This window comes from Pseudomonas sp. PDM24 (genome assembly GCF_019218905.1).
In the GTDB taxonomy this organism is placed as follows: domain Bacteria; phylum Pseudomonadota; class Gammaproteobacteria; order Pseudomonadales; family Pseudomonadaceae; genus Aquipseudomonas.
In genome coordinates, this window is sequence record NZ_JAHUWR010000003.1 from 177720 (window position 1) to 190735 (window position 13016).

The window sequence follows — 13016 nt, forward strand, 5'->3', positions numbered from 1 at the left end:
CGGTTCCCCTGATGTCGGCAGGGATCGATCAGGCCGGGCCGGCCTTCACGGAACTGGAGATCAGCTTGCGCTCACCCAACTTGGTGCGATCGAGGAAATCCAGGGCGCGTTCCATGTAGCGCTGCCAGAACGCCGCTGCTTCATCCACCTTGCCTTTTTCCAACAGGTTGCACAGCGCGTCATAACCGGAAACGGTCTTGGTCATGTTCTTGTGCAGCGCCTCGGCCGACGCACCTTGCTCTGTGAGGTTGATCGAGTAGATACCGTCGGAAATGGTTTGCAGCACACTCAACAGCATTGCAATAGTCTTGTTGCCCGAAGCCTGCGCTAACAGTTCGTGGAAACGGTTGGTGCCGGTGACGACATCGTTATATTTCCGTTCTTGCAGCGCGTATTGGAGTTCGCTGACGCAAGCGCGCAACTCCTCGCTTGCACCTTTCAATTCGACGCTACGCCCTTTCAAAGAACGGATTACGCCCGGCTCGAAGAACATCCGCGCCTGGTGCAGATCGCGCATGGTCACGCCACCCGCTGCCAGCATAAAGTTGGCGTATTGAGCCACCTTCTGGATGCTTGGCCCCAGAATCGTAGCGCCCGAACGCATCCCTCGGCCGATGCTGATCAGCCCTTCCGCTTCAAGAATTCGCAGCGCCTCGCGTAACGTTGGGCGCGACACACTGAAAATTTCCAGCAATTTGCTTTCGGGCTGCAGCATTGAACCTACCTTCAGATTGCCCGATGCGATTTGATCGCGCAGCCGCCCTGCCACTATGTGAGATAGCTTGGGAAGACGCAGGTCGTCGCCCATCGAGCTCATCAACGCGGCCTGCCCACTACTCTCACTCGTTTTTTTTGCCATTGTAATCTCCTGAAATGCTGTTCGGAATATGCCACATCGTAGTTAACTTAGCCACTTGTTTATCTATCTTCACCTCACTATTGGTTTGGCGTTGCGGGGTTTTCTCCGTTGTTCCAACGCCTCTGCGTGCAGCTCATCCTCTCTGAGTGGACTACTTTCGTTTCTGTTGCATCTCTCTTAATTTAGCTCTACATTGCCAACATAGCTAACGAGGTTATCCACATAAGCGAGGAAGTAACGTGAGTGCATCGGAACTGTTAGGCCAGGTAGCTCTTGTCACTGGCGCAAGCTATGGCCTGGGACGCGCGATAACGGAGGAGCTGCTCAAACGCGGCGCCAAGGTGATGCTCACGGACATTACTGAGCGAGTGGAAACCACTACGGCGGAGCTGGCGGCGCAGGAGTTGCCGGTGGCCCATACCCTCCTGGACGTAACTGATCGGGCCTCGGTAGATGCCGCGGTAGCGCAAACCGTCGCGCGGTTCGGCAAGCTTGATATCTTTATAAATAACGCCGGCTGGTCCAAGGTGATGAAACCGATCCTGGAGCTAACAGGTGAGGACTGGGACGCCTATATGGACATCAATATCCGCGGCAACCTGTTCTGTATCCAGGCGGCCGCTCAGGCGATGATCGCCCAGGGCCACGGCGGCAGAATCGTCGCAATTGCTTCCACGGCGGCCTGCAAACCCTATAAGCGCGCATCGGCGTACTGCACCAGCAAATCGGCCATCCCGATGCTGACCAAGGCCGCCGCACTGGAACTTGGAGAGTTCGGGATCACCGTCAACTGCGTTGCCCCTGGCCCAACGACGACGGAAACCAACCTGGCCCATAGTTCTGGCGCCATCGATCCCAAAATGGGCGAAGAGAAACGCCGCCGCGAAGCCTTGATCCCGTTAGGTAAGAATGACCCGGTAGATATCGCCACGGCAGTCGCTTACTTCGCCTCCCCCGCTGCGCGTCGAGTTACCGGCCAGATGATCGTGGTGGAAGGCGGCGGGTTGCTGCTGTCATGAGCCAGGTGTTCTCCGACCTGTTCACGCTCCACGGCCAAGTGGCGGTGGTCACTGGCGCTGCCTCAGGAATCGGCAAAGCTACTGCCCGCCTGCTCGCAGCCGCAGGCGCCAGAGTCGTGGTCGCCGACAAGGACCTGGAGGGCGCGCAGCGAGTGGCTGACGAGCTGGGCAACGACAGCTTCGCCATTGCTTTTGATCTGACCGAAGACGCCTCGATTCGCACGATGTTCCTGTACATCTCAGAGGTCTGCGGGCGCCTGGACATTCTCATCAACAATGCTGGCATTTATCCCCGTTATGCCTTGCAAGATGTCACCCAGGCGCAGTGGCACGACATGCAGACCGTCAATGTCTGGGGCTGCTTTATGGTGTTACGCGAGGCGGCGCTGCTGATGCGCGCCGGTTGCAACGGCGGGCGTATCGTCAATCTCTCGTCCATCGGTGGGGCGCGCACTGCCGTACACGATCAGGTGGCCTACAACGCGTCGAAAGCGGCTCTGGACTCGATTACCCAGTCAACTGCGCTGGAGTTCGCCGGAGATCGCATATTGGTCAACTCCATCCTGCCCGGCGCGGTAGCGCCACTGGATCCCAAAGTGAAAACTGCCGGCCATGCCGCCCCCACTGGCCCATTGTTGACTCCCGGTCGTATTTTGTTGGGACGCGCTGCGCACGCTAACGAAATTGCAGCGCCAATCCTAATGCTGGTCAGCGCCGCGGGTGCCTACATCACCGGTCAGACGCTCATCGTCGATGGCGGTTTTTCTATTTCCTGAGGAGCAAGCATGCCGATTCAAACCCAACGCCACGGCGATGTGGTCGAGATCACCCTGGATTGGCCCGAAGTCCGCAACGCGCTGGGGCCAAGCGAAGGCCGCGAGCTGCGCCTGGCCCTGGAGGCAGCTAATGCCGACGATAGCGTCGCCGCTGTGGTGCTGTCGGCCAACGGCAAGGCCTTCTGCGCGGGCGGCAACTTGCCGGAAATCGTTCGCCTAGCCGAGCAGGGTGCCAGCGCTGTGGAGGACACTATTTACGGTGAGTTCCAGGGCGTATTCCGGGCGATCCGTGAATGCCCGGTACCTTTCATCACCGCCGTGGATGGCGCCGCCGTCGGCTTTGGCTGCGACCTGGCCCTGGCCGGCAGTGCCACTTTTATCGGCGACCGGGGCTGGATTGCCCAGGGCTGGATCAAGGCTGGTCTGATTCCTGCCACCGGCGGCACTCACTACGTAGTGCGCCGCGGGGGTCAACAAGTACTCTGGCGCCTGCTGCTAGCGGACCGAGTCGATGGCCCCACCGCAGAAACCTGGGGCTTGGCCATAGCTTGCCCCCAGGCACGCGAGGCGGCCCTGGAGATGGCAGCCAAATACGCGGCCTTCCCCCGCGCACCTTTAAAAGCACTGACCCACCTGGCCAGGCTGGCCGAGCCGGAAGAACACCTGGCAGCCGCCTTACGCTACCAGATCGGTTTCCTGACTGACCCAGGTTTTGCCCTACAGGCACAGCGACTATTGAACCCGTAAGTTGTTCACGCCAGCCAACGTGAACAGATCCCTTAACCCAATGATAAAAAATGAGGATCAACGATGGACAAGCACAACACCGGATGCCCGATTACCATGACCGACCCCAAGGTCATGACCTGCCCGTTTCATGCTTATGACACGCTGCGGGAAGAAAAGGACATCTATATCGATCCGGTCACCGGCTTTTACGTCATCACCCGCTACGACGACTTGAAAACCATCGCCGACGACCCTCAGACCTTCGCTAACAACACGGGCCAACTGGGCTCGCGCTCGCAGTCGGCAAGCCAGAAAGTGGGTGAACTGTACAGCAGGGAAGGCTATTTGCACGTCGACACGCTGGTGACCAACGACCCGCCCTCGCACACCCGCTATCGATCGCTGGTCGACAAGGCCTTCAATGCCCTGCGCATCCGCTCTGCCGAAGGCACTATTCTGGCAGTAACCAATGCCCTTATCGACAAATTCCCCGATGGACCGTTCGATTTGGCCGAAGCCTTTTCGATACCGCTGCCGGTTCGCATGATTGCCGAACAACTGGGCATCCCGCCGGAACTGGGGCCGGACTTCAAACGCTGGTCAGACGCGCTGCTGCAGCAGGCTAGCCCTAACCTCAGCGAAGATGAAATGTTGGCTGTGGCTAAAGTTGTCGTTCAGATGCAGCAGTTCTTCGCCAAGATGATTCGCGACACACGCGAGAAACCGAGCGGCACGCTACTTAGCGACCTTGCCAATCTGGACATAGATGGCCAACGGCTGAGCGAAGGCGAGCTAGTGTCGATCCTGATGCAACTGTTGGTAGCCGGTAACGAAACGACCACCAACACCCTCTCGGCCGCCGTGTTGCGCCTGGCGGAAGATCCTGCCTTGCAAGATCATCTGCGCAAGAATCCCGATCAGATTCGCAACTTCTATGAAGAAGTACTGCGCCTGGACGCCGCCCTGCAGGGGCTGTTCAGACGTGCAACTAAGGACGCTCAGGTTGGAACAACGGCAATCCCCGCCGGAGCGATCCTCCATCTGCGCTTTGGTGCTGCTAATCGTGACCCGCAACGCTACGACAACCGCAATGAGGTTGACCTTCAGCGCAAAGCCATCACCCAGCATCTGACGTTCGGTCATGGCATCCACTTTTGCCTGGGCAACCAGTTGGCTCGTGCCGAACTGCGCATCGGCCTGAGCCGTCTGCTCGAAACAACCACTTCACTCCGGCTGGCCGACGTTCCTGACAATGTGGTCCGACCGCCACATTTCATAGCCTATGGCATCAGCAAATTGATGATCGAGATCACCCGAGCCTAACTCGCTGGCGCCCTGCCCAACAAGAACAATCACGCATTATTGCGAAGGTGCACATCATGCTGAATCACTACACCGACTTCTTCACCCTGGCGCATCCCGAAGAGTTCTACATTGGCGGCGAGTGGGTAAAACCGCTGGGCGACAAGCGCCTGGAAGTCATATACCCAGCCAACGAACAGGTCATCGCACGCCCCCCGGAAGCGTCTGTCGCCGATATCGAAAAAGCCGTGGCGGCTGCACGTCACGCATTCGATTTTGGGCCCTGGGCGCGCATGAGCTATGCCGAGCGCGGTGCCAAACTGCTGCAAGTGGCAGCCATCATGCAGCGCCGTGCAGGCGAGTTCAGTAAAAGCTGGACCGCCGAAATGGGCTGCTCCGTCAATCTCGCAGGCCCGGGCGGTTTCTCGCCATTCGCCCTGTTCTCGTACTATGGCAACCTGATCGCCAACGGCACGTTTGAGGAAGTTCGCCCACAAAGCCGCGGCAACGGTGTCGGTCTCGTGGTCAAGGAGCCGGTCGGCGTGGTGGCGGCCATCACGCCCTGGAACGCACCCGCCTCGCTGTCCAGCAAGATCATCGCCTCGGCGCTGGCCGCAGGCTGCTCCGTAATCCTCAAGCCAGCACCAGAAACCCCGCTGTTCGCTTGGCAAATCGCCGAATGCCTGGAAGAAGCCGGTGTACCGCCGGGCGTATTCAACTTCGTTCCCGCAGGCCGTGAGGTAGGTGACCACCTCGTGCGCCACGTCGGCGTAGACAAGGTGAGTCTGATCGGTTCCACCGCCGCCGGTCGTCATATTGCCTCGGTATGTGGTGACCGCCTGGCCCGGGTCAGCCTAGAGCTCGGTGGCAAGTCCCCCGCCGTTATCCTCGACGACATCGACCCGGAACAGGTCGTGCCCAATCTGATCCCGCACTTCACCATGAACGCTGGCCAGATGTGCGCGGGTCTCACCCGCATCATCGTGCCCGAACACCGCCACGACGAGTTCGCCGAGGCCATCAGTGCCGGTCTGCGTAGCCTCAAGGTAGGCGACCCGTTCGATCAGCACACCGACTATGGCCCGATTGCCATGAAGCGTCAGTACGACAAAGTGATGGGCTACCTGGAACACGGTCGCAGGGAAGGCGCGCGGGTAATCACCGGTGGTGGCCGAGCCGCCAACCTGGATCAGGGTTACTACATCGCCCCTACTCTGTTCTCCGGCGATAACAGCATGGTCATCGCCCAGGAAGAAATCTTCGGCCCCGTGGCGGTGCTGATCAAACACAAAGGGGACGAGGATGCGGTGCGCATTGCCAACGACACCTGTTATGGCCTCAATGGTGCCGTCTATACCAGCGATGCCGACCGCGCCTACCGCACCGCCCGGCAGATCCGCGCTGGCAACCTGACCCATAACGGCTGGACCTACGACCCGGTATTCCCCTTCGGTGGCTTCAAACAATCCGGTATCGGTCGTGACGGCGGCCCCGAAGGCTTGGCGTCCTACCAAGAGACCAAGGTGGTCTACATGGCGGCAGCACCCAAGTCCTTCTGCGGCTGAACCACAGGGAGTACCACGTGGAAAAGTACGACTACATCATCGTCGGCGGTGGATCGGCAGGCTGCGTATTGGCTAACCGTCTGAGCCAGGATCCGGGTTGCCGGGTCCTGCTGCTGGAGGCCGGAGGGGACGCCACCAGCCTGAAGGTTCGCCTGGCGTTCGGCTTTGCCCTGATGCTCAACAAGCCCCGTTACGACTGGTGCTATGAGACTCAAAAAGAGCCCCATCTCAATGATCGGCAGATGCCCTATCCCCGCGGCAAACTGCTCGGCGGCTCCAGCTCCATCAACGCCATGCTGTATGTTCGTGGGCTCAAGGAGGATTACGATGCCTGGGCTGCCGAAGGCTTGGACAGCTGGGGCTGGGCTGGCGTCGAGCCCTATCTGAACAAGCTGGAGCACTACCAGGGCCAATCGCCTTGGCAACGTGGAAACACCGGGCCCGTGAAGGTCAATCCGGTCCCTAATTTTCACCCTCTCAGTGCCCGCATCGTCGAAGCAGCGGGCCAGTCGAGCGTTGGTAGTACCCAGGACTACAACGGCACCCAGGCATCGGGCATCGGCCAGGCTCAGGTGTTCTACCACGATGGTCGGCGCTGTGGCTCGGCCGCTGCTTATCTCGAGCCGGTACTGGAGCGTGCGAACCTGCGCGTGGAAACCAACGCAACGGTTGAGCGGGTGTTGTTCAAAGGCCAGCAGGCCACCGGCGTGCAGTATCGCCAGAACAGCGAAATCCGGCTGGCCGAAGGCCGGGAGGTCATTCTCAGCGCCGGTGCAATCGGCTCGCCGCAACTGCTGGAGCTGTCCGGTATAGGCCAGACAGCGCGTCTGCGCGACCTGGGCATCGAGATGGTGAAGGATCTGCCTGCCGTGGGGGAGTACCTGCAGGACCACTTCCTGGTCTTTGTGGTTCAAGCCCTGCAGAACATCCGCGGCATGGGTGCCGAACTCAGTGGCTGGCGCGCAGCACTCAACACGGCGAACTATCTGCTGTTCAAACGCGGCCATATGAACGGCACGCCGACACAGATCTGCGGCCATGGAAGCGTCAAGGTGGATGGTGAAGAAGTCGGCCTGCAATTCATGGGCATGCCGCTGAGCTTCGTTCGCGACCCCGTGCGCAAGACCGTGGTGCAAAACCCTGATGCGGCCATGATGCTGGGCATGAATGTGTGCCGCCCACACAGCCGCGGCCATGTGCATATCCGTAGCAACAAGGTGGATGAAGCACCGGAGATTGCCACCAACTTCCTGTCCGATGAGCGTGACCTGAAAGCTACGATTGCCGGTCTGCGCCTATGCCGAGAAATCATCGCGCAGCAGGCACTAGATGGTATCCGTGCCGAAGAAACCGCACCAGGCTGCCAAGTGGACAGCGATGAAGCGCTCACCGCCTATATCCGCGCTGCGGGTGCTTCGGCCTATCACCCGGTCGGCACTTGCCGCATGGGGGTCGATCCGGCCACCAGCGTAGTCGATGCCCAGCTGCGGGTACATGGACTCAAGGGCCTGCGAGTCGTGGATGCATCCGTCATGCCGCGCCTGGTTTCAGCCAACACCCACGCACCGACGGTGATGATTGCCGAAAAAGCCGCGGACCTGATCCGAGGTGAGCACAGCCGCGCCTCCACATGACCTCTCTCGCGGGCAGCTTCTGCCCGCGAACACTCTTACTAGTGAATGAAACGCTGCACCACAGTGAGTATTCATTCGCCTGCACTTCGCCCCAGGGTGCCCCTATGTACGATACGAACGCCAAAAACAAACGGCCTGAAGCAGACACCGGTAGGCCTTGGTATGTCCTCTTCCTCCTAAGCTGCGGCTACATGGTTTACACCCTCGACAAGCAAGTGATTTCGGTGTTGATCGAGCCGATAAAAGCAGAGTTTGGCATCAGTGATACGACGATCAGCCTGCTTGCTGGTCTAGCCAGTACGGCGCCTTTCGCCCTGGCGTGTATCCCTGTCGGCATGCTGGCGGACCGTATCAACCGCAAAAACCTACTTGTAACGCTGATCATTGCCTGGAGCTTGATGACTGGCATGGCAGGCTTGGCCACCAGCATCTTGCTGCTAATTCTCTCGCGCGTCGGCGTCGGTGCATTTGAGTCCGGTTTCTCGCCGCTTAGCCTGTCTATTCTCAGCGACACGTTCCAGCGTCGCAGACGGGCGACCGCCATGGGACTGTTTGCCCTAGGATCGCCGGCAGGCGCCTTTCTCGGCCTTGCACTGGGCGGGTACATCGCCGCCACCCATGGCTGGCGTGCCGCATTCTTCATTGCCGGGCTGCCTGGCCTGCTGCTGGCGCTGCTGATCGCGTTTACCGTGCGTGAGCCACGACGGGGCCAGTACGACCCTCCCGAGCAACTCACGGGATCCGTTCCACTTCGTCAAGTCCTGGCCCATATCTGGCGTGACCGCGCGCTCTGCAACATTCTTATGGGCATGGTGTTCTGCGCCGTGGTGCCGGCGGCAATCACAATCTGGAGCCCCAGTTTCCTGATCCGCGTTCATGGCATGGACATCCGGCAAGCAGGCCTGGCAGCGTCTTTGGCAGTGGGCTTATGCGGCGCGGCGGGAGCGGCCGCAGGCGGTTTTATCGCGGATCGTCTCGGGCGTATCGAGGAATGGCGCAAGCTGATTTCCCCCGTGTTGGGCACCCTGCTCTCGAGCGTCCTTGCGGTGCTCACGTTCGTTGTCGTGAGCGATGCCGTGGCTGCCGTCGTGTGCCTGGCACTTGTCGCCTTCTTTTCGCAGTTTTTCATCGGCACGGGCTATGGCGTCACAACCACACTGTGTCCACCTGCATTGCGCGGCACCACGCTGTCCATTCTGCTGATGGCATTCAACTTCGGCTCGTTCGGGCTTGGCACATTACTCCTGGGCATGCTCAGCGACCATCTAAAGCCCTGGGCCGGTAACACCGCCATTGCATACGGCATGCTCGGTTCAGTGCTATTCAGCATTCTTGGCAGCGGTTTTATCGCCCGGGCGATGTGGCACATGCGGCGCGCCAACCAGCAAGCGCTGGTGGACGGTTACTGAAATGACCTCAAAGACGCGCAGTGCAAAGCATCTGACACCATGGGTGTTAGGCGTTGCGGTGTTATTGCAAACCCTCGACGCCACGTCAGTAGCTGTCGCTCTGCCGGCGATCGCAGTCGACCTGCAGCGCGACACTCTGGCGGTTTCGGCGACCATCTCCGCCTATCTGCTGGGTGCTGCTGTCAGCGTACCGCCCTGCGGTTGGCTGGCTGATCGATTCGGTGGGCGGAATGTATTTCTGCTGGGAATACTGAGCTTTGTTCTCGCATCCGTGGCCTGTGCTATGGCTCCTTCCTTACACGTACTACTTGTTGCACGCTTTGCCGAGGGCGCGGCCGGGGCGCTGCTAGTCCCCGTGGGGCGTATGGTCATCATGCGCACCTTCGCCGCCGATGAGCGCGTCCGCGCCTATACAACCTTCGTACTCCCTGCATTGCTCGGACCGATGTTCGGGCCGCTGATAGGCGGCATGCTTGTGGAGTACGCCAGTTGGCGATGGATATTCCTTCTCAATGTGCCACTGGGCCTGTGCAGCCTACTGGCTGTATACCTGCTAATGGGAAACTTCCGGGAAAACCGGCCACGTAAAATGGACTTGCTAGGCATGCTGATTACCAGCCTGGCGCTGCTAGTGTTCGTATTTGGCCTGATCATGCTATCCAGAGCACTCTGGCAAGTCGGCACCATTGCCGTAGCATTGGGGCTATTGCTTGGTGTGCTGGCCGTCGCTCACGCCTGGCATCACGAGCATGCGTTACTGCAACTATCGCTGCTCAGGTCGCCTTTGTTCCGGCGCGCACTGGGAACAGATCTGTGTTGCCGGCTGCTGATGAATGCTGCGCCTGTTTTGCTTTCGTTGTTGCTGCAATCGAGGCTGGGTCTCTCCCCGTCGTTGACCGGCATCTTGATCGTGATGATCGCCGTAGGGTCAATGCTTACCAAACCCTATACCTATCGCTGGCTGGATCGGTACGGTTGCCGCGACATGATGGCCAGTTCAACAGTGCTCACAGTACTTGCGTTCATTAGTTGCGCCTGGCTCACACCAACCTCCTCGCCTTGGCTGATCGGTGGCTTGCTCCTGGCATTCGGTTTTTTCCGCTCACTTACCATCAGCGTCACCGCGGTCATGATCTTTCACGGTGTCGCACCTGAGGATACCGGCGCCGCCACGACCCTTTCAGCCATCGGCCAGCAGGTTTTTCAAGTCATGGGCCTCACAGGCGTAACCATCCTGATGCAACTGAGCGGTGGCCAGCATCCGAGTAACGTCACCATCGCCGAAGCCATCGTTGTAAGCGGGCTGCTATCGCTCACTGCTCTGTATTTCATCTTCCGCATCGGCCCCGTGACGCTCAGGCCATGACCTCTTCAGCAACGGAGACAATAACAATGAACCCTCCTACTCCCCGATCAACCTGGGTGATCATGCTGGCACTGGCCATTGCCGAGATAACCAGCACGTTCGAAGTCAGCATGGCATTCGTGGCGCTGCCAACGCTCAACCGCGTATTTGCCGATCCCGCTGCTGTCAGCTGGGTCCTGTCCAGTTTCTTTATCGTGGCCGCCGGCAGTGTCGCGCTGTTCGCCCGCTTGGGTGACCTCTACGGCCGCCGGCGCATGTTGATGACCGTGTTGTCCATCGCAGCATGCGGCTCGCTGATCAGCGCTCTGTCCACCACGTTGCCAGGCGTCATACTCGGGCGCTCGCTCCAAGGTGTCACCGGCGCCGTGCTGCCTCTGTGCTTGGGCTTAATGCGCGAGAACATGACGCCCAAAACCCTCACGTTCAACATTGGCATCATGGGCGGTGTGATGGCCGTAAGTTCAGGTCTGGCCTTCCTAGTGGCCGGCGCCATCATCGATCTGTATGACTGGCATGGCATGTTCTTTTTCAGCGCCCTGCTGGCAGTAGTTGGTATGGTTGCCGTATGGAGCCTGGTACCAGCCTCTCCTCCCGTGGTCAGCGACGGGTCGCTGGATATTCTGGGGGGAGCCCTGTTCGTACCCGCCGTCACCGGCCTGATGCTGTCCCTGACCCTGGCCAAGAGCGGCTGGCTACAACCGCAAAGCGCTGGACTGTTGATGGCCAGCCTTGTGCTGCTGTTTGTGTGGGCACGCCATGAGTACCGTCACCCGGATCCGCTGATCAACGTGCGCCTGTTTGCCGATCGCAGGATTTTGCTGGCCAACCTGGTCTTTGCTGCCATTGGTCTGGGGCCGATGATTGGTGGCGCGGTGATCCTCAGTCTGGCCCAGCAACCGGCGTGGAGCGGCGCCGGGCTGGGGCTCACAGCCACAGCCGCTTCACTGCTGAAGCAGCCCACCACCTTAATGGGTTTTGTCGCCGGGCCGGTCGCCGGCTTGCTTGCCGCCCGCTACGGCATTCGTGTCGCGATGCTGGTAGGCGGCGCGCTGGTCCTGGCGGCTTGGGTTCCGCCGTTGCTGAACCTGAACTCACTGAGCGCGCTACTGTTGACCGTGGTGGTCTTCAGCTTCGGCATCACCGTGTTGTTCAGCGCAACCAGCAACCAGGTGGTCATAGCCTCACCAGCGAATCGGACTAGCGAGGCCATGGGCTTGGCCCAGGTCTGCAGGAGTACCTGCGCCGCCTTGGGCAGTCAGATACTGGCCACGCTGCTGGCCAGCTCAACGGTGACCCCTGAAGGTGGCGGTACGCCGCTACCGAGTGCAGAGGCCTATCGCCTGGCCTTTCTGTTTCTGATCCTGTGCAGCGCGACTGCCCTGCTTGCCGCCTGGCTGGCACCCACTCCCCGCGAACGTCGGAATCACCCGTTTACGACTCTAAAGAGTGGGCAGCACTGACTCAGAAGTCTGCCAATATACGTTCAAAGCGAGTACGTACGCGAACCTGCGAGTTGGGGTTGGTGAACAGATAGAGCTGGCCCCGAGCGATGGCATCCAGTACCTGCTTCGCTACCTCTTCAGGGTCAATGTGGCCGGCACCGCTGGCGCTGGCCGCCGCGTCAGGCACCTGAAGCGGGACGTTACTGTGCCCCGGACGGTTGCGCGCCGCATCGCGTATACGTGTACGGACAAGGCCGCAACACAGTACCGTCACACCGACCTTACTCCCCGCCACGCGCAAGTCTGCTTCCAGGGTCTCGGTGAGCGATACCACGGCATGCTTGGTGGCGTTGTAGGCCGCATTACCAGCGATGGTCGATACGCCCGCCATGGAAGCGGTAGTCACCACATAACCGCTGTCCTGAGCAACCAGCAAGGGCGCGAATACATGCAAGCCGTTGAAAACGCCGCGTAGGTTCACATTCAGAATCCATTCCCAGTCCGCCGCATCCAGCGTCCATAGCGGACCGAATGGCAGCATGACGCCGGCGTTGTTGCAGAGGATATCGACCCGACCGAAGCGCTCCAACACCTGGTCTCTGGCAGCTTCTACCTCCGCACGATTGGTGACGTCACAGACCAGCGGCAACACCTGCGCGCCTTTGCTCATAACATTACGCGCCGCTTCGCTCAACGCCTCTGACTCGATATCCAGCAGCGCGATATTGACGCCGCGCTGGGCAAACGCCACGGCCAATGCCAGACCAATGCCTGAAGCCGCCCCGGTTATAACCGCGACCTGTCCTGCTACTACATCCATGATCCCTTCCCGCCTATTCGGCCATTGCCATACTCACACAAGAAATATAACATAGATCACCTAGATAACTACGTAAACCAACACAGGACAGATGA

At 59.8% G+C, this 13016-nt stretch carries 11 protein-coding genes; 9 read left to right on the forward strand and 2 right to left on the reverse strand.

Features of this window, described 5'->3' with window-relative positions; translation table 11 throughout:
• Window positions 1–28: 28 nt before the first annotated feature.
• The gene (locus KW837_RS12475; protein ID WP_218396074.1) at window positions 29–859 is read right to left on the reverse strand and encodes a FadR/GntR family transcriptional regulator; all 831 of its coding nucleotides are present in this window, start codon (window positions 857–859) and stop codon (window positions 29–31) included.
• A 239-nt stretch (window positions 860–1098) separates the two neighbouring features.
• Here KW837_RS12475 and KW837_RS12480 point away from each other — a divergent pair, with 239 nt between their 5' ends.
• From KW837_RS12480 to KW837_RS12520, 9 genes are all read left to right on the forward strand, one after another.
• Window positions 1099–1878: a glucose 1-dehydrogenase gene (locus KW837_RS12480; protein WP_218396076.1), complete on the forward strand. Its 780-nt coding sequence runs from the start codon at window positions 1099–1101 to the stop codon at window positions 1876–1878.
• Complete coding sequence (locus KW837_RS12485) at window positions 1875–2654, forward strand: SDR family NAD(P)-dependent oxidoreductase (RefSeq protein WP_218396078.1); 780 nt, start codon at window positions 1875–1877, stop codon at window positions 2652–2654. The genes KW837_RS12480 and KW837_RS12485 overlap by 4 nt, the downstream gene beginning before the upstream one ends.
• Before the next feature lie 9 nt (window positions 2655–2663).
• Window positions 2664–3401: an enoyl-CoA hydratase/isomerase family protein gene (locus KW837_RS12490; RefSeq protein ID WP_218396079.1), complete on the forward strand. Its 738-nt coding sequence runs from the start codon at window positions 2664–2666 to the stop codon at window positions 3399–3401.
• Window positions 3402–3464: 63 nt separating this feature from the next.
• A complete protein-coding gene (locus tag KW837_RS12495; RefSeq protein WP_218396080.1) occupies window positions 3465–4706 on the forward strand; it encodes a cytochrome P450 in 1242 nt (413 codons plus the stop codon).
• Between the two features lie 56 nt (window positions 4707–4762).
• Entirely contained in the window at window positions 4763–6250 is a 1488-nt protein-coding gene (locus KW837_RS12500; protein WP_218396081.1) for an aldehyde dehydrogenase, read from the forward strand.
• A gap of 17 nt (window positions 6251–6267) precedes the next feature.
• Entirely contained in the window at window positions 6268–7884 is a 1617-nt protein-coding gene (locus KW837_RS12505; RefSeq protein ID WP_218396083.1) for a GMC family oxidoreductase N-terminal domain-containing protein, read from the forward strand.
• Between the two features lie 104 nt (window positions 7885–7988).
• Window positions 7989–9293, forward strand: coding sequence for an MFS transporter (locus KW837_RS12510; RefSeq protein ID WP_218396085.1), 1305 nt, complete (start codon window positions 7989–7991; stop codon window positions 9291–9293).
• Between the two features lies 1 nt (window position 9294).
• The gene (locus tag KW837_RS12515) at window positions 9295–10659 is read left to right on the forward strand and encodes an MFS transporter (protein WP_218396088.1); all 1365 of its coding nucleotides are present in this window, start codon (window positions 9295–9297) and stop codon (window positions 10657–10659) included.
• 26 nt (window positions 10660–10685) lie between these two features.
• Window positions 10686–12119 carry an MFS transporter gene (locus KW837_RS12520; RefSeq protein WP_218396090.1) on the forward strand — a complete coding sequence of 478 codons (1434 nt, stop codon included), beginning with the start codon at window positions 10686–10688 and terminating at the stop codon, window positions 12117–12119.
• 1 nt (window position 12120) lies between these two features.
• Here KW837_RS12520 and KW837_RS12525 read toward each other — a convergent pair whose 3' ends face one another.
• Window positions 12121–12921 carry an SDR family NAD(P)-dependent oxidoreductase gene (locus KW837_RS12525; protein ID WP_218396092.1) on the reverse strand — a complete coding sequence of 267 codons (801 nt, stop codon included), beginning with the start codon at window positions 12919–12921 and terminating at the stop codon, window positions 12121–12123.
• Between the last annotated feature and the right edge of the window lie 95 nt (window positions 12922–13016).

Coding starts and splice junctions, on each gene's coding strand:
- KW837_RS12515 (WP_218396088.1), top strand. CDS start 9,295: ATGACCTCAAAGACGCGCAGTGCAAAGCATCTGACACCATGGGTGTTA.
- KW837_RS12485 (WP_218396078.1), top strand. CDS start 1,875: ATGAGCCAGGTGTTCTCCGACCTGTTCACGCTCCACGGCCAAGTGGCG.
- KW837_RS12495 (WP_218396080.1), top strand. CDS start 3,465: ATGGACAAGCACAACACCGGATGCCCGATTACCATGACCGACCCCAAG.
- KW837_RS12490 (WP_218396079.1), top strand. CDS start 2,664: ATGCCGATTCAAACCCAACGCCACGGCGATGTGGTCGAGATCACCCTG.
- KW837_RS12525 (WP_218396092.1), bottom strand. CDS start 12,921: ATGGATGTAGTAGCAGGACAGGTCGCGGTTATAACCGGGGCGGCTTCA.
- KW837_RS12520 (WP_218396090.1), top strand. CDS start 10,686: ATGAACCCTCCTACTCCCCGATCAACCTGGGTGATCATGCTGGCACTG.
- KW837_RS12510 (WP_218396085.1), top strand. CDS start 7,989: ATGTACGATACGAACGCCAAAAACAAACGGCCTGAAGCAGACACCGGT.
- KW837_RS12500 (WP_218396081.1), top strand. CDS start 4,763: ATGCTGAATCACTACACCGACTTCTTCACCCTGGCGCATCCCGAAGAG.
- KW837_RS12475 (WP_218396074.1), bottom strand. CDS start 859: ATGGCAAAAAAAACGAGTGAGAGTAGTGGGCAGGCCGCGTTGATGAGC.